The organism is Streptantibioticus parmotrematis (assembly GCF_019890615.1).
Taxonomy (GTDB): domain Bacteria; phylum Actinomycetota; class Actinomycetes; order Streptomycetales; family Streptomycetaceae; genus Streptantibioticus_D; species Streptantibioticus_D parmotrematis.
Genome location: NZ_JAINVZ010000003.1, coordinates 421,262 through 445,759 on the forward strand (window position 1 = coordinate 421,262; position 24,498 = coordinate 445,759).

17 protein-coding genes are annotated in these 24,498 nt (G+C 74.5%); 8 read left to right on the plus strand and 9 right to left on the minus strand.

The annotated features are described in order from the left end of the window. Positions 1–34 precede the first annotated feature (34 nt). Positions 35–1,453: an aldehyde dehydrogenase family protein gene (locus tag K7472_RS07035; protein WP_222975119.1), complete on the minus strand. Its 1,419-nt coding sequence runs from the start codon at positions 1,451–1,453 to the stop codon at positions 35–37. A gap of 252 nt (positions 1,454–1,705) precedes the next feature. On the opposite strand from K7472_RS07035, the gene hmgA reads away from it, so the two are divergent. From hmgA to K7472_RS07050, 3 genes are all read left to right on the plus strand, one after another. After that, the gene (gene hmgA, locus K7472_RS07040) at positions 1,706–3,064 is read left to right on the plus strand and encodes a homogentisate 1,2-dioxygenase (protein WP_222975121.1); all 1,359 of its coding nucleotides are present in this window, start codon (positions 1,706–1,708) and stop codon (positions 3,062–3,064) included. A 43-nt stretch (positions 3,065–3,107) separates the two neighbouring features. After that, positions 3,108–3,854 carry a GntR family transcriptional regulator gene (locus K7472_RS07045; RefSeq protein ID WP_222975124.1) on the plus strand — a complete coding sequence of 249 codons (747 nt, stop codon included), beginning with the start codon at positions 3,108–3,110 and terminating at the stop codon, positions 3,852–3,854. A 90-nt stretch (positions 3,855–3,944) separates the two neighbouring features. Then, positions 3,945–5,186: a type ISP restriction/modification enzyme gene (locus K7472_RS07050; protein WP_222975126.1), complete on the plus strand. Its 1,242-nt coding sequence runs from the start codon at positions 3,945–3,947 to the stop codon at positions 5,184–5,186. A gap of 230 nt (positions 5,187–5,416) precedes the next feature. On the opposite strand, the gene K7472_RS07055 is transcribed toward K7472_RS07050, so the two are convergent. Beyond that, entirely contained in the window at positions 5,417–5,677 is a 261-nt protein-coding gene (locus K7472_RS07055; RefSeq protein ID WP_222975128.1) for a hypothetical protein, read from the minus strand. 329 nt (positions 5,678–6,006) lie between these two features. On the opposite strand from K7472_RS07055, the gene K7472_RS07060 reads away from it, so the two are divergent. The 5 genes from K7472_RS07060 (at position 6,007) to K7472_RS07080 (ending at position 13,520) form a co-directional block, all read left to right on the plus strand. Next, positions 6,007–6,408, plus strand: coding sequence for a hypothetical protein (locus tag K7472_RS07060; protein ID WP_222975130.1), 402 nt, complete (start codon positions 6,007–6,009; stop codon positions 6,406–6,408). 696 nt (positions 6,409–7,104) lie between these two features. After that, positions 7,105–7,983: a glycosyltransferase family 2 protein gene (locus tag K7472_RS07065; RefSeq protein WP_222975132.1), complete on the plus strand. Its 879-nt coding sequence runs from the start codon at positions 7,105–7,107 to the stop codon at positions 7,981–7,983. 5 nt (positions 7,984–7,988) lie between these two features. Next, the gene (locus K7472_RS07070; protein WP_222975275.1) at positions 7,989–9,035 is read left to right on the plus strand and encodes a glycosyltransferase family 2 protein; all 1,047 of its coding nucleotides are present in this window, start codon (positions 7,989–7,991) and stop codon (positions 9,033–9,035) included. A 44-nt stretch (positions 9,036–9,079) separates the two neighbouring features. Beyond that, entirely contained in the window at positions 9,080–9,859 is a 780-nt protein-coding gene (locus tag K7472_RS07075; protein ID WP_222975277.1) for a polysaccharide deacetylase family protein, read from the plus strand. Then, positions 9,852–13,520, plus strand: a complete 3,669-nt coding sequence (locus K7472_RS07080; RefSeq protein ID WP_222975133.1) for a lipopolysaccharide biosynthesis protein — start codon at positions 9,852–9,854, stop codon at positions 13,518–13,520. Before K7472_RS07075 ends, K7472_RS07080 begins: the two co-directional genes overlap by 8 nt. A 27-nt stretch (positions 13,521–13,547) precedes the next feature. On the opposite strand, the gene K7472_RS07085 is transcribed toward K7472_RS07080, so the two are convergent. The 7 genes from K7472_RS07085 to K7472_RS07115 form a co-directional block, all read right to left on the minus strand. Further along, positions 13,548–14,954 (minus strand): glycoside hydrolase family protein, encoded by a 1,407-nt coding sequence (locus tag K7472_RS07085; RefSeq protein ID WP_222975279.1) that lies wholly within the window; start codon positions 14,952–14,954, stop codon positions 13,548–13,550. A 226-nt stretch (positions 14,955–15,180) separates the two neighbouring features. Continuing rightward, positions 15,181–15,567: a GntR family transcriptional regulator gene (locus tag K7472_RS07090; RefSeq protein WP_222975135.1), complete on the minus strand. Its 387-nt coding sequence runs from the start codon at positions 15,565–15,567 to the stop codon at positions 15,181–15,183. After that, complete coding sequence (locus tag K7472_RS07095; protein WP_222975137.1) at positions 15,564–16,751, minus strand: methyltransferase domain-containing protein; 1,188 nt, start codon at positions 16,749–16,751, stop codon at positions 15,564–15,566. Before K7472_RS07095 ends, K7472_RS07090 begins: the two co-directional genes overlap by 4 nt. Before the next feature lie 69 nt (positions 16,752–16,820). Further along, positions 16,821–18,473: a carboxyl transferase domain-containing protein gene (locus K7472_RS07100; RefSeq protein WP_222975139.1), complete on the minus strand. Its 1,653-nt coding sequence runs from the start codon at positions 18,471–18,473 to the stop codon at positions 16,821–16,823. 132 nt (positions 18,474–18,605) lie between these two features. Then, a complete protein-coding gene (locus K7472_RS07105; RefSeq protein WP_222975141.1) occupies positions 18,606–19,478 on the minus strand; it encodes an esterase/lipase family protein in 873 nt (290 codons plus the stop codon). Between the two features lie 177 nt (positions 19,479–19,655). After that, complete coding sequence (locus tag K7472_RS07110) at positions 19,656–20,741, minus strand: DNA polymerase Y family protein (RefSeq protein ID WP_222975143.1); 1,086 nt, start codon at positions 20,739–20,741, stop codon at positions 19,656–19,658. Further along, entirely contained in the window at positions 20,738–24,220 is a 3,483-nt protein-coding gene (locus K7472_RS07115; RefSeq protein WP_222975145.1) for a DNA polymerase III subunit alpha, read from the minus strand. The genes K7472_RS07110 and K7472_RS07115 overlap by 4 nt, the downstream gene beginning before the upstream one ends. Between the last annotated feature and the right edge of the window lie 278 nt (positions 24,221–24,498).

The following is a 24,498-nucleotide window of genomic DNA, read 5'->3' on the forward strand; positions in this document are numbered from 1 at the left end:
GGGGGGGATTCGGTGACGACGACCACTTACACGCTCAGAACTGCAACGACTTCGTCTGGAGGAACTCCGCCAGCCCGTGCGCGCCCAGCTCGCGCCCGACGCCCGACTGCTTCCAGCCGCCGAAGGGCGCGCTCGGGTTGAACCGGCCGCCGTTGATGTCCACTTGACCGGTCTCCATCCGCCGCGCGAAGGCGACCGCCTTCTCCTCGTCGTCGCACCACACCGCACCGGCCAGGCCGTACACCGTGCCGTTGGCGATCTCCAGGGCCTCCGCCTCGTCCGCGTAACGGATGATCGAGACGACGGGGCCGAAGATCTCCTCCTGCGCGATGGTCATGTCGGGGGTGACGTCGGCGAAGACCGTGGGGCGCACGTAGTAGCCGGTCGTGAGGCCGTCGGGGGCCTCGGGGCCGCCGGCCACCAGGCGCGCGCCCTCCGCGACGCCGCGTTCGATGTAGCCGCGCACGCGGTCCCGCTGCTTGCCGTTGACCAGCGGGCCGAGCCGGGTGCCGGGCTGCGCGGGGTCGCCTGGCACGTACTTGGCGACCGCCTTCGCGGCCAGCTCGACCGCCTCGTCGTAGCGGTCGGCGTCCACCAGCATGCGGGTCCACGCGCTGCACGTCTGGCCGGAGTTGGCCATCACGTTGGCGACGCCCGCCTTGACCGCGCGTTCCAGGCCGGCGCCGGGAAGGATCACGTTGGCGGACTTGCCGCCGAGTTCGAGGGCGACGCGCTTGACCGAGGCGGCGGCGGTCGCGGCGATCCCCTTGCCGACCGCCGTCGAGCCGGTGAACGACACCAGGTCCACGCCGTCGTGCTCGACGAGCGCCTGGCCCGCGACCGCGCCGAGACCGGTGACGAGGTTGAAGACGCCGGCCGGGAAGCCCGCCTCGTGCACCGCCTCGGCGAAGAGCTGGGCGACCAGCGGGGTGTCCTCGGCGGGCTTGAGCACCACCGTGCAGCCCGCGGCGAGCGCCGGGACGACCTTGGCGGTGATCTGGTGCAGCGGGTAGTTCCACGGGGTGATCGCGCCGACCACGCCGACCGGCTCGTGGTGGACGACCGAGTTGCCGACGCGCTCGCTGAACTCGTATCCCTTCAGCAGCTCGGCGTACGAGGCGGTGACCCCGGCGGGCAGGTCCGCGCTGACCATCTCGGCGAACGGCAGCGGCGAGCCCAGTTCCGCGGTCACGGTCGCCGCGATCTCGTCGCGCCGGGCGGCGAGCGCCCCGGCGAGCGCGGCGATGCGGGCGGCGCGGTCGGCGGGTGCGGTGGCCTTCCAGCCGGGGAACGCGGCGCGCGCGGCCCGTACGGCGGCGTCCACGTCCCGCGCGGTCCCGGCCGGGACGGCGTCGATGACCTGTTCGTCGGCGGGGTTGACCACCTCGATGACGTCGGTGGTCGCGGCCGGGCGCCACTCGCCGCCGATGTACATGCCGTCGTGAGCCTTCACGTCGCGTCCTTCCCGAGGGGGCGCCTCGCGGCCTCGCGTGCCGCGAGCCGCGCCGCGAGCCCCGTGGTGCAGCGGTCCCGCCCAAACTAGCGCCGCTAGTCAGTCGGGCGCCAGCAGGCCCCGCACCCGGGCACGGACCGGCACGTCACGAAGGGCGCCCGCGAGCGATTGACGGAGCCCCGCCGCAATCCTATGGTCAGCCATAGGATTCCCCGGTCACGGGGGACGGACGACGGACACCGGGAGCGGGCGATGAGCACGACGCACAGCGCGAGCAGCGGCGCGGGCGCGGGCGGCACGGAGGCGGCGCGCAAGACGGCGGGCGCCCTCACGTACTCCAGCGGCTTCGGCAACGAGCACGTCAGCGAGGCCGTCCCCGGCGCCCTGCCGGTCGGGCGCAACTCCCCGCAGCGCGCCCCCCTCGGCCTGTACGCGGAGCAGCTGTCGGGCACCGCGTTCACCGAGCCGCGCCACCACAACCGGCGCAGCTGGCTCTACCGGGTCCGGCCCTCCGCCGCGCACCCGCCGTTCCACCGGATCGACAACAAGCGGCTGCGCAGCGCGCCGTTCACCGAGGTCGAGCCGGACCCGAACCGGCTGCGCTGGAGCCCCCTGCCGGTGCCGACCGAGCCCACCGACTTCGTCGACGGCCTGGTCACCGTGGGCGGCAACGGCGACGTGCTCCAGCGCACCGGCATGGGCATCCACTGGTACGCCGCCAACCGCTCGATGACCGACCGCGTCTTCTCCGACGCCGACGGCGAGTTGCTGATCGTCCCGGAGCGCGGCGGGCTGCTGCTGCGCACCGAACTCGGCCTGCTGGCCTGCGAGCCGGGCCACGTGGCACTGATCCCGCGCGGCGTGCGTTTCCGCGTCGAGCTGCTGGACGCCGAGGCGCGCGGCTACGTCTGCGAGAACTACGGCGCGCCCTTCCGGCTGCCCGACCTCGGCCCGATCGGCGCCAACGGGCTGGCCAACGCCCGCGACTTCCAGGCCCCGGTCGCCGCGTACGACGAGGACGTGGACCGCGCGACGGAGGTGGTCAACAAGTTCGGCGGCAACCTGTGGGCGGCCGCGTACGACCACTCGCCGCTGGACGTCGTCGCCTGGCACGGCAACCACGTGCCGTACGTCTACGACCTGCGGCGCTTCAACGTCATCGGGACCATCTCCTACGACCATCCGGACCCGTCGATCTTCACCGTGCTGACCTCGCCGAGCGACACCCCCGGGCTCGCGGGCGTGGACTTCGTGGTGTTCGCACCGCGCTGGCTGGTGGGCGAGGACACCTTCCGGCCGCCGTACTTCCACCGCAACGTGATGAGCGAGTTCATGGGCCTGGTCGAGGGCGCGTACGACGCCAAGGCGGAGGGCTTCGTGCCCGGCGGCGCCTCGCTGCACAACATGATGTCGGCGCACGGGCCGGACCGGGAGACCTTCGACCGGGCGAGCGCGGCGGAGCTGAAGCCGCAACGGGTGGACGACGGGCTGGCGTTCATGTTCGAGACCCGCTGGCCGGTCGTGCCGACCGCGCAGGCGATGGCGGCGGGCCACCGCCAGGACGGCTACGACGCCGTGTGGCAGGGTCTTGAGCGGCACTTCGACGTCTGACGCTCCCCGCCCCGGCGTCCGACCCGTCCGACCGGAGCCCCACGTGAACGCCTTCGCCCCCGACCCGCTGACCCTCAACCGCAGACTCCCGCTGTGGTACCAGGTGTCGCAGTCGTTGCGTGCCTCGATACTGGGCCGCCACGCGGACGCCCCGCTGCGGCTGCCCACCGAGGAGGACCTCGCGGCGCACTACGGGATCAGCGTGCTGACCATGCGGCAGGCCCTGAAGTCCCTCGAGGAGGAGGGCCTGATCAGCAGGCACCGCAGGCGCGGGACGTTCATCGAGCCGGGCGCGGGCCGGGTCGCGCCGGTGCGGCTGCTGGGCTCGGTCGACGCGATCGTGGCCCAGCAGTCCGGCCAGCGCGCCACGTTGCTGGGCCACGGTCCCGTCCCGGTGCCGCCGGAGCTGGCCGAGCACTTCCCCGGTGGCGCCGAGGTGGTCGCGTTCCGCAGGCTGCGCTGCGACGAGGAGGGCACGCCGACCAACTGGGCGGAGAACCACGTGCTGGCGCCGCTCGCCGAACGCGTCGACCCGGCCGACCTGGAGCACTGGCCGATGACCAAGGTGCTGCGGGACCGGCTGGGGGTGCGCATCAGCCGCAACACCGAGACGGTCGAGGCCCGGCTCGCCGACCCGCGCACCGCGGAACTGCTGGCGGTGCCGCTGCTCAGCCCGATCCTGCACTACACCGGCGTCACCTACGACGAGGACGGGCGGGTGGTGGACGTCGCCCGCATCCACTACCGCGGCGACCGGTTCGCGTTCTCCGTGACGATGGAAGCACGGTGAGCCCGCGGGGCCGGAGGGCGCGGCGGTCGGGCGCGTACGGTGCGGGGGCTTGCCCGGAGCGTCGTGCGGGCGTCGGGCCGCTCGCATAGCATGCGGCCGGTGAGTGACGAGGCGGTGAGTGACGAAGCGGTCGCGCTCGCGGAGCTGATGCCCTGGTCCAGCGCCCCGGTCAGGCCGGGCCGCGAGTGGGTGACGGCGCCCGATCCGCGGTCCCTGACGGCGCGGTGGGACGCGTTGCTGCGCGCCGGTGGTGGGCCGGAGCGCGCCGCGTTGTTCGGCGAGACCCGCTCGCGCACCCTGCGCTCCCGCGTGCCCCAGCTGCCCGGACAGACCGCGCCGACGGTCCCGTTGGCGAGGGCCGAGGAAGCTTGCCCGCCGCCCGTGCCGGTGCTGTTCGGCCCGTACGACCAGCGGTGGCTGATCCCGGACCACCGCGTCCTCGACGCCGCACGGCCCGAGGTGTGGCGGGTCGCCGACGGCGAACAGCTCTTCGTCGTCGAGGCCGCCGACCCCGACACGGCGGACGAACAGGTCGCCGTGACCGGGCTGTTGCCCCTGACCCGAGGCGGCCGGATACGTCCGCTGCACCGGCGGCCCGGCGGCGTGGAGCCCAATCTCGCGCCGGGGCTGCTGCCGCTGCTGGCCGACCGGTTCGGCCGCGTGGTGGACGCCCGCGGGCTGACCGCGTGGACCGCCGCCGCCACGACGACCGGGCCGCGCGGCGACCTCGTGGTGCCGTTGCCGGGGAATCCTGAACTGTGGGACGAAGGCGTGGAGTTGGGCCGCGAGGCGCTGCGGCTGCGGCCCGGGCTGCCGGGAGGCGGCGAGCGGCCGAAGCTGCCGGGCGGGCGGCGTCCTTACGTCCGAGCGCCGATCCCGGCTCGTCCGGTGGCGCTGCGCTACGAGGCCGAGGACGAGGCGTTGCTGCTGCTCGGCGACGACGGGAGCGAGGGGCGGATCGCGCCGGTGGCGCGCGCGGTGTGGGAGTTCCGGGCGGGCGGCGCGGGGGTGCTGGAGAGCTGGTTCGCGGGCCGGGCGGCCGGGGCGGGCGGTTCCGGTGCGTCCGAAGGGCTCGCCGCGATCGGGCCCGCCGGGTGGTCCAGGAGGGGGACCTCGGCACTGCTGGAGCTGATCACCGTGCTGACGCTGGCGGCGGACCTGCGACCGCGCCGCCGGGCGTTCGCCGAACGGCTGCGTCAGGATGCGCACCTCATCGGGACGCGGGCGCTGACGCGGGCCGGGGTGCTTCCGGTGCCGTCCGCCGCGCGGCGTCCGGCCTCGGTGCTCGACCATCACGAGGAAGGGCCGGACGGCCAGTTCGCGCTGGTGTGATGGCGCTCCGGACGCGGATCACGTTGGCGACGGACGCGGATCACGCCGGTGATAAGGGCGGTGCGGGCCGGGTGGAGCGATGCGTGCCGCCGGTTTCGCGGGGGTGCGCGGGAGCGGGTGCGCCGGGTCGGACCGAAGGGCGCGGGGCCTCATCGGTCCGGCCGGCGGACGGGCCGGCGGCTACGCGGAGTGCGCGCGGGGGACGCGACGAACGGGGCGTGCGCGACGCGTCAGTGGCGGCTGCCGAACAGCGAACGACGGAGCCTGCGCAGCGGCGCGAAGAGCGAGACCCGGGCGCCGCGGCTCTCGCGGACACGGCTGGTGTCGCGCGCGGTCAGCTCCCGCATCAGCAGCGTCGCGTCGGCGGACTCGACGCGCGGTATGGCGGGGCCGCCCAGCACCGCGAGATGACGGTCGAGGCGGGCGCTGGTCGCACCGCTCCCGCAGTTGATGGCAGGCACACGTGGCCTGCTGCGCACTATCTGTTCCATTGCTACTCCCCACCCGTACGAGACACCCGGCCCGGGCAGCGTAACCCTATCGCCCTCGCGCGTCACCCGCGCATTCGCCGAGACCGATTCACCTTCCGTACAAGGGTGTTGACGCGCGCCTGTACGCATCGTCGCGCGCCGGGCGGCGACCCGCCGCGTGGGAGCGGCGACCCGCCGCGTGCGGTGGCGGATCCGGTGCGGCGCGCGCCTCGTAGCACATCGCGAGCCGGACGACGGGGGCTTCCCCGGACTCCTTGACGGCCCGACGCGGGCTGCGCGACATTGAACTCCTGCCGGACATCCGGCACTTCCGGGGGGCATCGTCGCGAATGTATCCGATTACCAGGGAAACGCTGCCGCTGCTGGTCGGTGCCGCCGTGGGCACCGGAGGGGTCGGCGCGGCACTCGTTCTGGCGAACATCCAGTCGCCGCTGCGCGCGCCGTTCACCTTCTTCTTCCTCGTGGTCGCGCCGGGCGCCGCGCTCGCCTCGACACTGCTCGGCCTCGACCCGCTCACCAGGATCGTGATCGCGGCGGCCGGGTCGCTGGTGGTCGACCTGCTCGTCGCCCAACTGCTGCTGATGCTGCGGATGTGGTCGATCCGCGGCGGGGTCGCGGGGGTCGCCCTGGTCAGCGCCGTCCTGTTCCTGCTGCCGCTGGTGCGGCACGGCTACGCCCGTACGGCCGGGAAGCGGGCCTCCGCGAGCGGCCGGACGGGACGGGCCTCCTGACGCGAGGCCCGACCCGACCCCGGAAGGCCTCCCCCTGCGCCGCTTCGGCCTGACCCTTACGCCGCTTCGGCCTGAACCGCACCCCGCACCGCTTCGGCCTGAACCGCGCGCTCCGTCCGCCCGGTTGCCCACGCCCGCGCACGCGCCGGTCCAGCGAACGTGCCGTCCCGGCGTACGTAGCGTTCCGCCGGACGACCGTTTCCTGCATATCGCCGACCGGTAATCCCCGGAATCGGTAAAGGCTCAGACCATTCCTTTCAAGATCGCCCGGCGATTCATGATCGCATTCCGCACCCGGACGAAGAATCAAGAGGTCGTTTCAGCCAAACGCCATTCACCCGCGCGGGTCTTGCCATAGAGTCGCATCCATCAATACCGTCGTACATCCGCCCGCACTGTCCCATCATGCGAGAAGTGGCCTTCGGGAGGGGCTCGTTGGGTCACGCTGGAGCGAGTGCGGGGCGCGGTAGGGGGGTGCCGTGCCCGGACGTATTCCTTGTGCGCCGGGCCGCGTACCGCGCGGCGAGAAGCAGACGCCGACTCGCCGGGCCGGCAAGGCGTCGGGCCGACCCATGGCCGGAATTCGCCATGGGAAATCCCGCGATCAGGCCCGCCGAGAACCCCCTTTCGAACCGGACACACCATGAGGACCGCCCGGGGGGCGGGCGGTCCGCGGGACGAGAGGGAAAACGCACCATGAGTTCCTTTGTCCATCCGGCCGTGCCCAGGCCGTCGTCCAATAGCGACCCGACGCAGAACGCATCCCCCACAGCGGTCGCCGACGTCCGTATTCCGGAACGCTTTCCGAGCTTCCCTGACAGATTCCGCGCGATTTCCTCGCACTTGGCGATCGCCCCGCCGGTCAGTGTGGTCATTCCCGCGATGAACGAGGCCGAGAACCTGCCGCATGTCTTCGCCACCCTGCCGCCCTGGATACACGAGGTCGTCCTGGTCGACGGGCACTCCACCGACGACACCGTGAAGGTCGCCCGCGCGCTGCGGCCGGACGTCCGGGTGGTCGAGCAGCGGGGCCGGGGCAAGGGCGATGCGTTGATCAGCGGTTTCGAGGCGGCCACCGGCGAGATCATCGTGATGGTCGACGCGGACGGCTCGGCGGACGGCAACGAGATCGTCTCCTACGTCTCCGCCCTGGTCTCCGGAGCCGACTTCGCCAAGGGCTCGCGGTTCGCCAACGGCGGCGGCACCGACGACATGACGTTCGTCCGCAAGCTCGGCAACCGGGTGCTGTGCGCGCTGGTCAACGCCAAGTTCGGGGCCCGCTACACCGATCTGTGCTACGGCTACAACGCGTTCTGGCGGCACTGCCTGGAGCAGATCGCCCTGGACTGCGCCGGGTTCGAGGTGGAGACCCTGATGAACATCCGGGTCGTCACGGCGGGCCTGCGGGTGCAGGAGATACCCAGCCACGAGCACCTGCGCATCCACGGCGCGAGCAACCTGCGGGCGGTGCGCGACGGGCTGCGCGTGCTCAAGGTGATCCTGCGCGAGCGCCGGGCCCGCCGGGCCGGGCCCCAGGCACTGCTGGCCGGCGCGGGCCTCGGGGAGGGCGCGTGACGCGGATGGCCGTCTCCGTGGTCATCTGCGCGTACACCGAGGACCGCTGGGGCGACGTGCTCGCCGCGGTGGCCTCGGTGCGCGCGCAACTCCTGCCCGCCGCCGAGACGTTGCTCGTGGTGGACCACAACCCGGCGCTGCTGTCCCGGCTGACCGCGCACTACGCGTCGGACGCGGACGTGAACGTGCTGGCCAACGCGGGCGTGCGGGGCCTGTCCGCGGGCCGCAACACGGGCATCGCGGCCTCCCGCGGCGAGGTGGTCGCGTTCCTCGACGACGACGCGGTCGCCGAGCCGGACTGGCTGGAGCGCTTCGCCGACGCCTACCGCGACCCGCGGGTGATGGCGGTCGGCGGCCGGACCCTGCCGCGATGGGACTCCGGGCGACGCCCCGCGTGGTTCCCGCGCGAGTTCGACTGGGTCGTCGGCTGCGCCTACCTGGGCCTGCCCGAGGGCCGCGCCGAGGTGCGCAACGTGCTGGGCGGCAACGCCTCGTTCCGCCGTGCCGCCTTCGACGCGGTCGGCGGCTTCGCGACCGGCATCGGCCGGGACGGCGACCGCAGGCCGCTGGGGTGCGAGGAGACGGAGCTGTGCATCCGGCTGCGGCACGCCCTGCCGGACGCGGTGCTGCTGCTGGAGAACCGGGCGGTGATCCACCACCGGGTGCCGGCGGCCCGCCAGCGGTTCGGCTACTTCAGGACCCGCTGCTACGCCGAGGGGCTGTCGAAGGCGCTGGTCACCGCAAGCGTCGGCGCGCGCGACGGGCTGGCCAGCGAACGCCGGTACACCACACGGGTGTTGCCCGCGGGGGCGCTGCGCGGGGTGCGGGACGCGCTGCTCGGGCGCCGGGGCGGCGCGGGGAGGACGGCGGCCATCGTGGCGGGCCTGGCGACGACCGCCGCCGGGTACGCGGTCGGCCGTCTGCGCTCGCGCGGCACCGCGACACCGTTCACGATCTCGGCCACCGTCGCCTCCGGGAGCGTCCCGGAGCCGGTGCCCGTACCGGAGGCCGTGCCCGAATCCCTTCCCGCGCCGGGAGAGGTGGTTGCGTGAATCGCGCGACGGGGGACGGCGACGGGCCGGCCGTGCCGATCCTGATGTACCACGCGGTCTCCGACGACCCGGCACGGGCCGCGCTGGGTCTGTCGGTGACCCCGGGCGCGTTCGCCGAGCAGATGGACGTGCTGGCGGCACGCGGCCGGACCCCGCTCAGCACGCGGGAGCTGGCGCAGCGGTGGCGGCTGGGCCGTCCGCTGCCCGCCCGGCCGGTGCTGATCACCTTCGACGACGGCTACGAGGGCGTGCACCGGCACGCCCTGCCGGTGCTGAGGGCGCACGGCTTCGCGGCGACCCTCTTCGTGACGACCGGCTGGCTGCGCGGCCGGGCCCTGCCGGACCTGGCGGGGTCGGCGCCGGACCGCACGCTCGGCTGGGACCAGGTGCGCGAACTGGCCGCCGCGGGCGTGGAGATCGGCGGCCACAGCCACAGCCATCCGCAGCTCGACCAGCTCGGCGACGAGGCGCTCTGGTTCGAGGTGCTGCGCTGCAAGGAGATCCTCGCGGAGGAACTCGGCACTCCCCCGGTGTCGTTCGCGTATCCGTACGGCTACTCCAGCCGCCGGGTACGGCGTACGGTACGGGGCGCGTACGCGATCTCGCTCGCGGTCGGCAACGACCTGGCCCGGCGCGGGCAGGGCCCGTACGCGCTGCGACGGGTGACCGTGCGCCGGGGCACGGACACCGAGGAGTTCGAACGGTTGCTCGACGGCCGGGCGATCGGCCGGAACTTCGCCAAGGACCGGCTGCTGACCAGGGGTTACGCGATGGTGCGCGGATCCCGCCGAGCCCTGCGGAAGGTGTCACGAGCTCGTGTCTGAAACGACCACCACCACCTCGCAGCCGTCGCCGGCGGCGGTCCCGGGCGAACCGGCCGGGCGGCGGCCCCGGTTGAGGCTCCCGGGGCGGCGCGCGGACGCCGCGAGCGGCGCGGGCGGCCGGCACGGTGCGCGGGGCGGTGGCCGCGGCGGCGGGCGGGACCCGCTGCTGCGCAACGCGTACGCGCTGATGCTCAACACCGGTGTCTCGGCGGTGCTGGGGCTCGGCTACTGGCTGGTCGCGGCCCGCTACTACTCGCCGGAGGCGGTCGGCCAGGGCTCGGCGGCGATCGCGGCGATGAAGTTCCTGGCCGGGATCACGGCGGTGACGCTGACCGGTGCGCTGGCCCGGTTCATCCCGGTCTCCGGGCGGCGCACCGGGCGGATGGTGGCGACGACCTACCTGGCCAGTTCGGCCGTGGTGGCGCTGGCCGCCATGGTCTTCCTGCTCACGCTGCGGCTGTGGGGGCCCTCGTACCACTTCCTGCACGGGCCGCTGCCGGGGCTGGCGTTCGTCGGCTCGGTGGTCGCCTGGTCGGTGATGACGCTCCAGGACGGGGTGCTCACCGGACTGCGCAGCGCGGTGTGGGTGCCGGTGGGCAACACGGTGTTCTCCACCGGCAAGCTGGTGCTGCTGGTGGTGCTGGCCACGACGGTCCCGGTGACCGGTGTGTTCGTCTCGTGGGTGGCGGCCGTCGCGCTGTCGGTGCTGCCGCTGGGCTGGCTGGTCTTCCGGCGGCTGGTGCCGCGTCACGTGGCGGCGACCGAGGGACGGGCGCAGCCGCCGACCCGACGGGAGATCGGCCGGTTCCTCGCCGGGGACTACACCGGGTCGCTCTTCTCGCTGGCCGTGGTCTACCTGGTGCCGGTGATCGTGGCCTCGCAGATCAGTTCCCGGCAGAACGCGTACTTCTACATCACCTCGACCATCGGCAGCACGGTCGACCTGCTGGCCATCAACATGGGCGCCTCGCTCACCGTGGAGGGCGCCCACGACCCGTCGCGGATCGCGGACAACCTGCGGGCGGCGCTGCGCCGGATGGCCCGCATCATGATCCCGATCTGCATGTTCCTCGCGGTCTTCGCGCCGTACGTGCTGCGGGTGTTCGGGCCCGGCTACGCGTCGCAGGGCGCGCCGCTGCTGCGGTTCATGGTGACCGCGACGCTGACCCGGGTGCTGTTCGAGGCGTACTTCGGGGTGCTGCGCGCGCAGAGCAGGACGTCGCTGGTGGCGCTGTTGCAGGGCGCGTTGTGCGTGCTGGTGCTGGGCTCGACGCTGGCGCTGCTGCGGCCGCTGGGGATCGTCGGCGCGGGCGTGGCCGAGTTGTGCAGCCAGTGCGTGATCGCGGCGATCGCGTGCGTGGGGCTTGTGCGGATACTCCGGGCGTCGCCCGCCGCGAAGGAACGCGAACAGGCTGCTGAAGAGGGCGAGTTGGCGGCGCCCGAGGTGAGGACCGACGACACGCTGGTACTGGGCACCGGTCGGGCGCGCTCCGGGATCGACCAGGACACGCTGGCGCTGGGCGTGCGGCTCGACTTCGAACACCAGGAACGGCGCCCCTACGTACCGGCCGAGGCGGGCGCGGAGCGGGCCGCCGCGCCCGCGACCCCGAACGGAACAAGGGAGCCGAAGCCACCGAAGGAGCCCAAGCCCCGGGTGCCGCTGCGGGCGTGGCTGCCGGAGGCGGGCGGCTGGGCGGTGCTGCTGGCGGCGCTCGCGCTGTACTGGCTGCCGCTGCGCGGGATGGACGACGCCTCGCTGGACCGGATGAACGGCCTGGGCCTGATCTCCGTCCTGCCGCACGCGACGCTCGCGGGCGCGGCGCTGCTGGTGGTCGCGTTCTGCTGGGGTCTGGGCCTGCGTACACCGCGCCGGTGGCTGCTGCTGGCGGCGCTGCTGGCCACCGTGGTCTCGCTGCACGCGGTGCCCGCGCTGCTGGAGGCGCAGCCGAGGTTCGCGACCGCCTGGCAGCACGCGGGCTTCGTCGAGTACATCGACCGCACCGGGCAGACCCGGCCGTACCTGGACGCCCGCTGGTCGTGGCCGGGGTTCTTCGCGGGCGTCGCGCTGGTGACGAAGGCGTGCGGGATCACCGACCTGACGCAGGTGCTGCGCTGGTGGCCGCTGGCGGTCGAACTCCTCTACCTGGCGCCGCTGATGCTGCTGCTGCGGGCGGTGCGGGCGAGCTGGCGGGCGAAGTGGTGCGCGGCGTGGCTGTTCGTGCTGTGCGGCTGGGTCGGGCAGGACTACTTCTCGCCGCAGTCCCTCAACGTCTTCTTCTACCTGGTCTTCGTGGCCGTGCTGCTGGTGTGGTTCCGCTCGCCGTCCGGCGACCCGGGCGGCAGGCGGCTGCCCGGCGAGGAGCCGGTGCCCGCGATCGGGCGCGAGGAGCGCGGGGTGCTGCTGGGCGTGCTGCTGGCGGTGTTCGTCGCGTCGGTGGTCAGCCATCAGCTCACGCCGTTCGTGATGCTGGGCGTGGTGGCCTCGCTGGTGATCTGGAAGCGTTGCGCGCTGCGCGGACTGCCGCTGCTGTGCGGGGTGCTGGTGACCGGCTGGGTGGGCTTCCTCGGCGAGGCGTACTGGTCCGGGCACTTCAACGAGCTGTTCGGCGGCCTGGGTTCGCTGGGTGGCAACGTCACCTCCAGCGTCTCCGGCCGCATCAAGGGCGGCGACGACCTGCACCACGTCGTGCTGTACGCGCGGGTGCTGCTGGCCGCCGGGACGCTGGCGCTGGGCGGGTTCGGCTGGCTGCGCAGGCGGCGGGTGGGCATCGGCGACCGGTCGCTCCTGATCCTGTCGCTGGTGCCGTTCCTCGGCTTCGGGATGCAGTCGTACGGCGGCGAGATGGCGCTGCGGGTCTTCCTGTTCGCCTCGCCCGGCGCGGCGGTGCTGGCCGCGTTCGCGTTCTTCCCCCGGGTGCCCGCGGCGTCCGGCAGGCCGTGGCTGGGCACGCTGGCCGCGCTGGTGGCGGGGCAGGTGCTGATCTTCGGCTTCCTGCTGGCGCGTTGGGGCAACGAGGGCTTCGAGCGGGTGCGCTCCGGCGAGGTCGCGGCGATGGACTGGGTCTACGGCCACGACGCGCCGACCGCGCGGGTGCTGTGGCCGACGGAGGACACGGTCGACGACGTGACGCCCAACCTGCCGTGGAGCGCCAGGGACATGGACAAGGTGGTCTACCGCGGGGTGCTCGCCCCGGTGGACCCGGCGCGGGTGACCGGGCTGGTGCAGGACCTGCGCGCCTCGGGCCCGCAGTCGTACCTGATGATCACGACCGGCACGGCGCAGTACCTCGTGCAGAACGCGGGCTATCCGGCCGACTGGCAACGTGAGGTGGTGGGCGCGCTCGCCGCCGATCCCCAGGTGCGCGAGGTGATGTCGAACAGGGACGCGGCCGTCTTCGCGATGGCGACGCCACCGGCGGGCGCGGTGCCGCAGCCCGCGATCGGCGGGATCGGTCCCGTGGTGACCTGGACGCCGTGGACGGTGGTCGGCGCGGTGGCGGGCGTGCTGCTGGCGCTGGTGCTGGCGGCGCGCGAGGTGGCCCGGGTGCTGGTGCCCGCGCGGCGGCGGATGCGGGCGATGTCGGTGTCGTTCCGGGTGTCGCTGGTGCTGCTCGCGGTGTTCCTGGCGGCGCTGGCGGACCGGTTCGTGACGCTGAGCTGAGCGCCCCGGCCGCCGTGGGGTGGGTGATCAGGCGCCGGACGGGAGCCAGTTGACGCCGTACGCGGCCAGAGTGACCGTCGTGCCGCCGACGCGCGCGGTCAGTTGGTGGCCGGTGGTGTTGACGGCGACGGTCGCGGTGCGGCCGGCGAGCGCCCGGACGCCCGGGGTGTCCACGGTGACCGGGCGCGCGGGGGCGCCGGGCGGGAAGGCGGCGGCGAAGCGGCGCAGCAGGGTGAGCATGGGCTGCGCGGCGCCGCCGTCCGGGTCGCCCGCGGTGGCGTTCCACAGGCAGCCGGGGCAGTCGCCGTCGCGGGTCTCGGGGTTCCAGTAGAAGGCGGCCGCCGCCCCGCCCTCGACGAGTTCCATCATCGCGGCGGCCTGTGCGGCCAGCAGCCGGTCGGCGGGCCAGGAGGCGTCGTCCGGCTTGACGTACCACTCGGCCCACCACACCGGCAGCCCGCCGCCGACCCGCCGCAGCCAGTCGCCGACCGCGGCGAACTTCTCCGTCGCGGTGAACGGATCGGGGTCGAGGGCGCCGTCGTGCGTGGTGCTGGCGCCGTCGACGACCAGGAAGTCGGCGCCCTCCTTGTGCGCGAGCCAGTAGTCGAGCGCGTCCACCACCCGCTGGTCGAGGCTGCCCCAGGCTCCGCGTACGGAGGAGGCGTCGGTCCTCTGGCCGGGTGCGACGCTGTCCATGTCCAGATAGGGACCGCCCACCAGATCATGCGGGGCGACCTTCTTGATCGCCTCGTAGACCAGGTTGTAGAGCCGGGTGTAGTCCTGGTAGTCCCAGCGGTCGGCGCCCTCGTCCCAGAACCCCTTGAACTCGTTCCACACCAGGAAGTGCGTGACGTCCGGGTAGCGGCGGGCGACCTTGGCGGCGAGCGCGGCGAAGTCCGCGTAGTGCGCGGGGTCGGGGGCCTGCTCCAGCTTCGACCAGTCGGTGGTGCCGGGTCTGCCGCCCTTCATCCAGTCCGGGGCGCAGCACAGCGTGAGCACGGGCACCCCGCCGGTCGCGCGGATCAGGGCGATGCGGCTGTCGAGGTTGGTGAAGTCGTAGGCCCCGGGCGCCGGTTCGGGGTTGTCGGCGCCCCAGCCCATGATCGCCTGGTCCTGCGGAAGCGGCTGGGCGGCGAGGGCACGGGCGGCGGTGCGGTCGGCCGCGGTGGTGCCGTCGTCGGCGCTGAACTGGGTGTGGGTGAACCCGAACCCGAGGTCCGCGCTGGGCGGGCCCGGGGTACCGGGGGTGCCGAAGACGCCGGGGGCCGGGGTGCCGTGGGTGACCTCGACGTCACCGTGCCCGCCGGGGAGCCCGAAGACGGCGAGCAGCGTGCCGAGGCACAGCAGGCAGGCGACGAACACGGCGGACGCCACCAGGACCCGGCGACGGTCCGGCCCGGGCCGACCGGTGCGCGGGCCCTCATGACGCGCGATCACGCTCCGCACTCTAGGGGCGGACGACGCCCGGAACCGGCGCTTTCGGGGTACTCCCAGGAAGGGCCGGGGGTGCGCCGGGCGCCCGGCGCGGGCGCGCGATCAGCCCGGCCCGCCCGCTCGGAACGGGCGTCGACGCGTGCCCGCCCGGCTCAGGACGGGCGTCAGCCCGCGCCCCCTGCCCTGAGCGCGCGCCGACTCGCGCTCACCCACCCCGGAGCCGGCGTCAGCCCGTGCTCTCCCGTTCGTACCGCGCGCGCAACGCCTCCTCGATGGCGGTGAGCGCGTCCGCGCGGCTCAGGCCGAGGCGGTGGGCCTGCGTGGCGTAGGCCTCGGCGGCCTGCGCCGCGTGGCGGTGGGCGGCGTCGCCCGCGGCGGCGACGAACGTGCCGTGTCTGCCGCGGGTCTCGATCACGCCGTCCGCCTCCAGCGCGCGGTACGCCTTGGCCACGGTGTTGGCGGCGAGGCCGAGTTCGGCGGCGAGGCCGCGTACCGTCGGCATCCGGTGGCCCACCGGCAGCTCGCCCGCCCGGGCGCCCTCGGCGACCTGGCGCCGCAGTTGCTCGAAGGGCGCGACGGACGACTCCGTGTCGACGGTGATGCGCAGGCTCACGTGCGGTCTCCCGCTGGCTCGGCGGACGGTGGCTCGGCGGACGGTATGCCGTGATCATTGTGCGGCAGGGCGACCGCCCGGCCGGGACCTTCGGGGTCGTGGGCGATCGAGTCGCCCGGGCGGTGCCAGTGCAGGACGAAGCGGTCACCGGCGCGGTACGCGTCGAGGCCCGCCCTGCAGTACGCCACCATGTCGTCCGGCAGGGCGTCGAGCCGGTGCCAGCCGACGCCGGAGCACTTGTCCGGTTCGCGGTTGACCGGCTCGCCCCGCCAGTCGCGCGCCTCGAAGAACCAGCCGGTGCGCGGCGCGCCGTCCGGCGCCTTGTGCTGCATGACCAGGGCGACCCGGATCGCCGCCGGGTCGATGACGACGCCCACCTCCTCGTACGCCTCGCGGATCATCGCCTCCCGGACGTCCTCGCCGTCCTCGACGTGTCCACTGGGCGCGTTGAGCAGTCCGTCCGCGTACCCGGTGCCGGATCTGCGGGCGAGCAGCACCTCGTCGCCGCGCCGCAGGATGAGGTGGACGTCCACGATCTCGGTGTGGCGGCGGGGCGGCGCCGGTGCCGACGGGTGGACGACGGCGACGTACCGCTCGTCGTGGACCGGGCGGCCCCACAACGCGCTGTCGTGGCCGAGCTGTTCGATGTGCGTACGGCCGCCGAGCGGGGCGGTCAGTGCGGCGAGGTCGTCGGTGGCGAGGCCCACCGGATCGCTCTCGCCCCAGCGCCCCTCGACCAGCACCAGCCGCCCGCCCCGGCGCAGCAGCCGGGCCCAGCGGCGCAGCGCCGCCGCCGGATCGGGCAGCGCCCACAGCACGTGGCGCACCAGCACCACGTCGAACGCGCCCTCGGCCAGCGGCGGCCGGGCGGCGTCGCCGAGCAGGACCCGGGCGCCGGTGCCGGCCAGCTTGGCGGCGGCCCGGGCGGCCATGGGCGCCGAGCGGTCGACCGCGACGACCCGGTGTCCGTCCCGCGCGGCGAGCAGGGCGAGGCTGCCGGTGCCGCAGCCCAGGTCGAGCACGGCGCAGGGCGCCTCGGGCAGCCAGCGCCGCAGCCGCCGCGCCCAGGCGTCCCGGACCGCCGGATCGCGCAGTCCGTGATCCGGCTCGTCGTCGAAGGCGTCCGCCGCCGCGTCCCAGAAGGAGGCGTCCGCGGTGGGCGGGTCACCACTGTCCGCAGTCATGATCCGATCCTCGCACCCACCACTGACAATCGCCCCGCGACCGCTCACGGCGGCTGTGGCGGGGGTCGTTCAGCCCAGGCCGAGTGTGCGGTAGCGGGCGCGGCGGGCGGTCAGGCGCTCGTCGCGGTCGCGGGCCCGCAGCGCGGTCAGTTCGGCGCCGAGGGTCTCGCCGAGCAGGGTGAGGAAGGGCGCGGGGTCGTCGGCGGCGTCCGGGGTCTCCTCCACGATCCGGTCCACCACGCGGTGGGCCAACAGGTCGGCGGAGCGCACCCCTTGGCGCTCGGCGACCTCGTACGCCCGCTCGGTCGTCCGGTACAGGATCGCCGAGGCGCCTTCCGGTGGCAGCGGCGAGAGCCAGGCGTGCCGGGCGGCGAGCACCCGGTCGGCGGGGAGCAGGGCGAGCGCGCCGCCGCCCGCGCCCTGCCCGAGCAGCAGGCAGAGCGTGGGTGCGGGCAGCGTGACCAGGTCGGCGAGGCAGCGGGCGATCTCCCCGGCGAGGCCGCCCTCCTCCGCCTCGCGGGAGAGCGCGGCCCCGGCCGTGTCGATGACGGTCAGCAGCGGCAGGCCGAGTTCGGCGGCGATCCGCATGCCCCGGCGGGCCTCGCGCAGTCCCGCCGGGCCCAGCGCGGGCGGCCGGGAGGCGCCGGGTCCGCCGTCGCCGCCGTCGCTGCCGTCGCCGTCATTGCCGTCATCGCCGCCGCCGTCCAGCCGGTCGTGGCCGAGGACGACGCAGGGCGCGCCGCCGAACCGCGCCAGCGCCAGCAGCAGTCCGGGGTCACGCTCTCCCGCGCCGGTCCCGCTGAGCGGGGTGACGTCCCGCCCCGCGGTGCGCAACAGGGCGCGCAGACCCGGTCGTTCGGGCCGCCGGGACCGCCGCAGCGACTCGGCGGTGTCGACCGCGCCGCCCGCCCGATCCGCCTCCGCGTCCGCCCCGGCACCCCCCTCGGCGCCGTCCGCCCGCCGCGCCTCCGCGGCCACCCCGTCACCCCCGTCGACGCCGCCGTCCCCGTCACCTCCCGCCCCGGCACCCGCACTTGTCCCGTCGAGCCGCTCTCCGTCCTCCCCGCACAGCACCGCGAGCGCGCGGGCCGCCGCCGGGGCGAGGGCGTCGGGTGGCAGGACCGCGTCGACCAGGCCGTTAGCCAGCAGGTTCTCCGCGAGCTGGACCCCCTGCGGGAACTCCTCGCCGTACAGCGCCTGGTGGACGCGGGGGCCGAGGAAGCCGATGAGGGCGCCCGGTTCGGCCGCGGTGAGGTGGCCGAGCGAACCCCAGGAGGCGAGGACCCCGCCGGTGGTGGGGTGGCGCAGGTAGACCAGGTAGGGCAGGCCCGCCGCCTTGTGGTCGGTGACGGCGGCGGCGACCTTGACCATCTGGAGGAACGCGATCGTCCCCTCCTGCATGCGGGTTCCGCCGGAGGCGGGCGAGGCGAGCAGCGGGAGGCGTTCACGGGTGGCGCGTTCGACCGCGCGGACCAGCCGCTCCCCCGCGTCCACCCCGATCGACCCGGCGAGGAACGCGAACTCGCAGGCGATCAGGGCGACCCGCCGACCCCTGATCCGGCCCTCGCCGGTGACCATGGACTCGTCGAGTCCGGTGCGGGCGCGGGCGCGTTCGACGTCGGCGCGGTAGCCGGGGTCGTGCGGCAGGGTCGTCACCGGCTCGTCCCAGCGGTGCCAGGTTCCGGGGTCCACCACGGTCTGCAGCAGATCGAGTGCGGTCATGCGATCACCCTGTCACGATCACCTAGGGCCGCCGCTGACCGCCTCCGGCCGCTCCTCGTCCGTCGCGGCGTTCACGCCGAAGTCCCGCCGCCACCGGGCCGGGTGGCGGCGGGACGCGGCGGGTTCGGGCCCTCAGAGCGCCGAGGCGCAGGTGGTCTGCGTGGCGTGCGCGGGGTCGAGGGCGTTGGCGACCTCGTGGTAGGCGACGCGGTCGGTCAGTCCGATGGCGACGTGCTCGGACAGGTCCACCGGGCACAGGTCCTGGAGCAGCACGTTGTGCACGTCGGGACCGGACAGGTACTCGGAGGTGTAGGGCGTGACCACCTCGTCGTACTGCGTGGCGATGACGGTGTAGTGGACGCCGGGCACGGTGTCGCCGCCCGCGTTGAGCTGGGTGATGAAGGGCGATCCGGCGACCTGGTCGGTGAGTCCGGGGGCGCCGGACTGGAGGTAGGAGGCCGCGCCGGGGAAGTAGGGCAGCAGCGCGGTCAGTCCGTCCAGGGTGGTGCCGTGGTTGTCGGGGGCGAGGCCGATGAGGGCGTTGGTCCTGGCGGCGCCGCCGAGGAACTTCAGGTAGTAGCGGGGCATCATGCCGCCCTGCGAGTGCCCGACGATGTCCACCTTGCTCGCGCCGGTGGCCGCGAGCACCTTGTCGACCTCGTCGGAGAGTTGCTGCGCGGAGTCGGCGATGGGCCCGAGGCCGTCGAAGAGCGTCTCGCCGGGCAGTTGCCCGTAGTCGAAGGAGAAGACGCAGTAGCCGCGGTCCACCAGATACGGCGCCAGCACAAGGAAGTTGTCGGTCTCGTTGCCGAGGGTGCCGGGAACGAGCACCACGGGACGCGGGTGCGCCGAGGACGGTTTGCAGCCGTAGTCGTTCCAGCCGCTGGTCGTGGCGGCACTGGCCGGGGTGGGGGTGGCGACCAGTGCGGCGAGGGCGAGTGCGAACGCGGGCAGGAACGCCGCCGCGCGGCGGCGGTGTCTGCGCGCGGGTGTGGGCAGCTTCATGTGATCTCCTCGCAGGTCAGGGCATGCGAACAGAAAGCGGCCTGTGATCCGGATCACAAGATTGCTACTTGCTGGAAAGTTACGGGCGGGTAGCGTCGGCTGCCTAGTTACGCGTCGGTAAAGTCTTCGTCATCCAGCGGACATACAGCCCGGCTGCAGCCCGGCCACCGCCGCGCCTCAGGCCACCCCGAGCAGCCCCGCCGGTCCGGCCGCGGTCGGCCCGAAGAGGGCCCTGGCCCGGTCGGTGACCTCCTCCAGGCGCCGCGCCCGCTCGTCCGCCGGGTCCAACGCGAGCTGGTGGGCGGCGAGTTCGGCGCCGATCAGCCCTTCGGCGCGCAACGAGACCGCGCGGACCCGGGCGCGTTGCAGACCCAGCGCGGCGTGCATGCGGTACGCGGCGTCGGTGAGCGCGGCGGTGTGCGCGGTCGCCTCCGGCAGGGCGCGGGTCCTGGTGGTCGTGGAACGGTCGGCGTACCGCACCACCAGCGTCAGCGACCGCGCCGCCAGCCGGTCCCCGCGCAGCCGGGCCCCCAACTCGTCGGTGAGCGACAGCAACGCCCGCCGCTGCCGTGCCGGATCCAGCTCGTCGCGGTCGAACCGCCGCTCGGCGCCGACCGACCGGGCCGGCGCGTTCGGCGTGACCGGCGCCGGGTCGACGCCGCGGGCCCGCTCGCGCAGCCTGCGCCCGGCCGCCGCCCCCAGCAGCCGTTGCAGGGTGCCGAGCGGCGCGTCGGCGATCCGGCCCACGGTGTCGAGCCCGTAGCGCGCCAGCAGTTCCGCCGTGGCGGACCCGACCCCGTCGAGCGCTTCGGCGGGCTGCCCGGCCAGGAACGCCGCGACCGCCTCCGGTTCTTCGGGCAGCACGCGGACCGCGCCGGGCGGACCGCCGCGCCCCGCCATGCGGGCGAGCAGCGGGTTGGCCGCGACGCCCACCGTGCAGTCGGTGCCGTGCCGGGCCAGCGCCCGCACCCTGATCAGGGCGGCCAACTCGGCTGCGGTGCGCCCGAAGTAGCGCAGGCTGCCGCGGACGTCGGCGAGCGCGGCGTCCGGCGGCAGCGCCTGGACGACCGGGGTGACCTCTCCGAGCAGCGCGAGCAGGCCCGCGTAGACGTCCTCCCCGAGCGCGGGCGCGCCGACGGGCGGATGGAAGCGCAGGTGGAGCACGCGGGCGGCGGCGGCACCGGAGGCGGGGACCGCTTCGGGAGCAGGGACGGCACCGGAGGCGGGGACCGCGTCGGAAGCAGCGGCAGCGGCTCGTGTCATCCCGCGCTCCCCGGGCTGGAGTGCCACAACTTCCGCCCCGCGGAAGCCGGTTCGCCCGCCGGTCTGAGGTCGGCCCAGGGGTGGAGTTCGTAACCGGTGGGCAGGTGGATGCGGCGCCCTCCGGTGGGGTCGTCCGGGCTCCGGCCGGACGGCTCCCGCTCGGGCGGTGCCGCCAGCCGGGCCGCGACCGCGTCCAGCCCGCCCTCGCGGCGCAGTTCGGCGAGTTCCGCGAGGTCCCAGGCGGCCGCGCCCACCACGCTCAGGCCCCGCGCGCCGCGCCGCTGCACCACTCCGCGCACCAGCAGCAGCCAGGAGTGGAAGACGGTGTGCGCGCACGCCTCGTGGCTGTCGTCGAAGAACGCGCAGTCGGCGAGGCCCGTGCCGTCGTCCAGGGTGAGGAAGATGACCCGGCGGCCGGAGCGGATCGGCGGCGTCTGGGTGGCCACCTTCGCCCCGGCGACCAGCACCGTCCGGCCGTGCTTCGCGTCCCGCAGCGCCTTGGCGGGCAGCGCTCCGAGTTCGGCGAGGAACGCCCGCTGGTCGTCCATCAGGTGCCGGGAGGCGTCGATGCCCAGGACGCCGAGTTCGGCGCCGAGCCGTTCACCGTCGTCCATGTCGGGCAGCCCGGCCGCCGCGGTGGGCTGCCCGAAGTCGCCCACCGGGAGCGGCAGTTGGTCCGGAGCCGGGGCCGCCCTGCCCTGCCGGTGCAGTTCGGCGACCTGGAGCAGCAGGTCGCGCCGGGTGGCGCCGGGCGCCGCGAAGGCGTCCGCCGCGCCGACCTGGACCAGCCGTTCGGCCACCGGGCGGCTGGGGCGGCCCCGTCGCCACAGATCGGGCAGCGAGGCGTAGGGCTGTCCCGCGACCAGGCGCGCGGTCTCCTCCTCGCCGATGCCGCGCACGTCGGACAGCGCGAGCCGCACCCCCCACCGACCGGACACCAGTTCGATCCGATAGTCGGCCGCGGACCGGTTGACGTCCAGCGGCAGCACCGGGACCCCGCGCCGCCGGGCGTCCGCGAGCAGCAGCCGCTTGGGGTACATGCCGGGATCGTGGGTGAGCAGTCCCGCGTAGAAGGCGGCCGGGCGGTGCGCCTTGAGCCAGGCGGACTGGTAGGTGGGGACCGCGAACGCGACGGCGTGCGCCTTGCAGAAGCCGTACGCGCCGAAGGCCGCCAGGATCGTCCAGGTGCGCCGGACCGCCTCGGTGGAGTGGCCGCGGGCGCGGGCGCGTCCGGCGAACCAGGCGTGCACCCGGCCGCGCGCCTCGGGGTCGGACAGCGCGCGGCGCATCTCGTCGGCCTCGTCGAGACCGCACCCGGTCATCACGTCGATGATCCGGATGACCTGCTCGTGGAAGACCACCACGCCGTGCGTCTCGCCGAGCACGTCCTCCAGCGCCGGGTCCGGGTACTCGGGCGCGCGGCGGCCGTGCCGGGCCTCGACGAACGGCCGGACCATGTCGGCGGCGACCGGGCCCGGCCGGAAAAGCGATATGTCGACCACGAGGTCGTGGAAGGTCCGGGGCTGGAGCCTGCCGACCAGGTCGCGCTGACCGGGCGACTCGATCTGGAAGCAGCCCAGCGTCTCGGTGGAGCGGACCAGTTCGTACGTGGCCGGGTCGTCCGGCCGCACCCGGGCCCGGTCGTCCAGGTCGACCCGCTCGCCGGTGGCGCGTTCCACCTCGGCGACGGCGTGCGCCATCGCGGACTGCATCCGCACCCCCAGCACGTCGAGCTTGAGCAGCCCGAGCGCCTCCACGTCGTCCTTGTCGAACTGCGACATCGGGAACCCCTCCCCCGGGGTCGGCACGACCGGGGTGCGCGCCGGCAGGGCCGCGTCGGACAGCAGCACCCCGCACGGGTGCATGGCGACCCCGCGCGGCAGCCCGTCCAGCGCCTCGACCAGGTCCCACATCCGGGTGCCGTAGCGGTCCGCGTAGCCCTGCGCGTCGATCGCCCGCAGCTCCGGCAGCTCGGCCAGGGCGGCGCGGGCGTCGCGGGCCCTGATGTGCGGGAACGCCTTCGCCAGCCGGTCGGTCTCCAGCGGGTCCATGCCGAGGGCGGCGCCCACGTCGCGCACCGCGTGCCGGACCCGGTAGGTCTCCGGCATGGCGACGGCGGCCACCCGGCGCTCGCCGAAGCGGCCGAGGATCGCGCGGTAGACCTCCAGGCGGCGGGCGGACTCCACGTCGATGTCGATGTCGGGCAGCGCGACGCGGCGCACCGAGAGGAAACGTTCCATCAGGAGCCCGTGCTCGACCGGGTCCGCGGTGGCGATGCCCAGCAGGTGGTTGACGAAGGAGGACGCGCCGGAGCCGCGGGCGGCGACCCGGACGCCCAGCGCCCGGGCGTCGTCGACGACCGCGGCGACGGTGAGGAAGTACCCGGCGAGTCCCAGCCGGGCGATCACCCGCAGTTCGTCGTCGAGCCGGTCCCAGCGTTCCCGGTCCCGGTCGTGGCGGCGGGTCACCATGGCCGCCGCACAGCGCGAGCGCAGCACCCGGTCCGCGGTCCGCCCGCCCACGCCGACCAGTTCCGGCTCGGGGAAGTGCCTGCCGCCCATCCCCAGGTCGTCCCCCGGGTCCACGGCGCACTCGGCGGCGGTCTCCTCGGTCATCCGCAGCAGGCTGTACGCGGCGGTGCGGCGGAACCCGGCGGCCTCGGCGACCAGTTCCGCGGTCCTGGCCATCGCGTCCGCGCCCTTCAGCCACGCCTCACCGCTGTCCAGCGCCTGCGGCTTGAGGATGTCGACGGGCACCAGCAGCCGGGCCGCGTCCAGCACGTCGGCGACCTCGCCCTGACCGGGGTCGGCGTACCGCACGGCGTTGGTCAGCACCGGGCGCACCCCCTGCCGCGCGGCGAAGCCGAGGGTGCGGGCCGCCAGCCGCAGCGAACCGGGACCGGTGCCCGGCCTGCCGTGGCTGACCACCTCCAGGCGCAGGGCGTCGCCGTACCGCTCGCGCCAGGGGGCGAGCAGCCGGGCGGCGCGGTCGGGGCGGCCGGCCGCCAGCTCCACGCCGATCCCGGAGTCCGGTCCCAGCAGGACCGTCAACCCTTCACCGATCAGATCCGGCCATTCCAGCCGGGTCCGGTCCCGCTCCCGGTGCGCCGCCGTGATCAGGCGGCACAGCGCCGCCCAGCCGACCGCGCCGTCGCGGGCGAGGAAGAGGGCGCGCGGCGCCGGCTCGTCCACGAAGACCCCGCCGCGCGCCGGGGCCGGGCCGCGCCGCCGCTCGTCGCCGGGGCCGCCAGGGGCGCCGGGGATGCCGGGGACCGCGAGCACGGCGCCGAACAGCGGCCGCACCCCCGCCCTCCGGCAGGCCGTGGCGAACCGGACGGCGCCGGCCACGGTGGCCCGGTCGGTCAGCGCGAGGGCGTCCATCCCGCGCTCGGCGGCGCGCTCCGCGAGGTGTTCCGGGAGGGAGGCTCCGTAGCGCGCGGAGAAACCGGAGACGGTGTGCAGGTGGGTAAAGCCCTGCATGCCGCGCACCTCCCGCTCCCCATCGCGCCCCCTCCTGCGGTCTCCCGCGGCCCGGCCCTCGGACCTCGCGTTTCCACCATAGACCAGATTTCGAATATCTGTTCGACCCGGCCGGTTTCGTACTGCCCGCGACCGACACGGGACGGAGCGTTCCGGCTCTGTACAGGCGGCACACAGACGTCTCCGTATGGTGATCCCGCCGAGTCCTAATCTTGGCCTTCGCTTTACAAGACCCCTGCAACCACTTGCGTAGAGTCCATGTCTCTAGGTATGGCGGA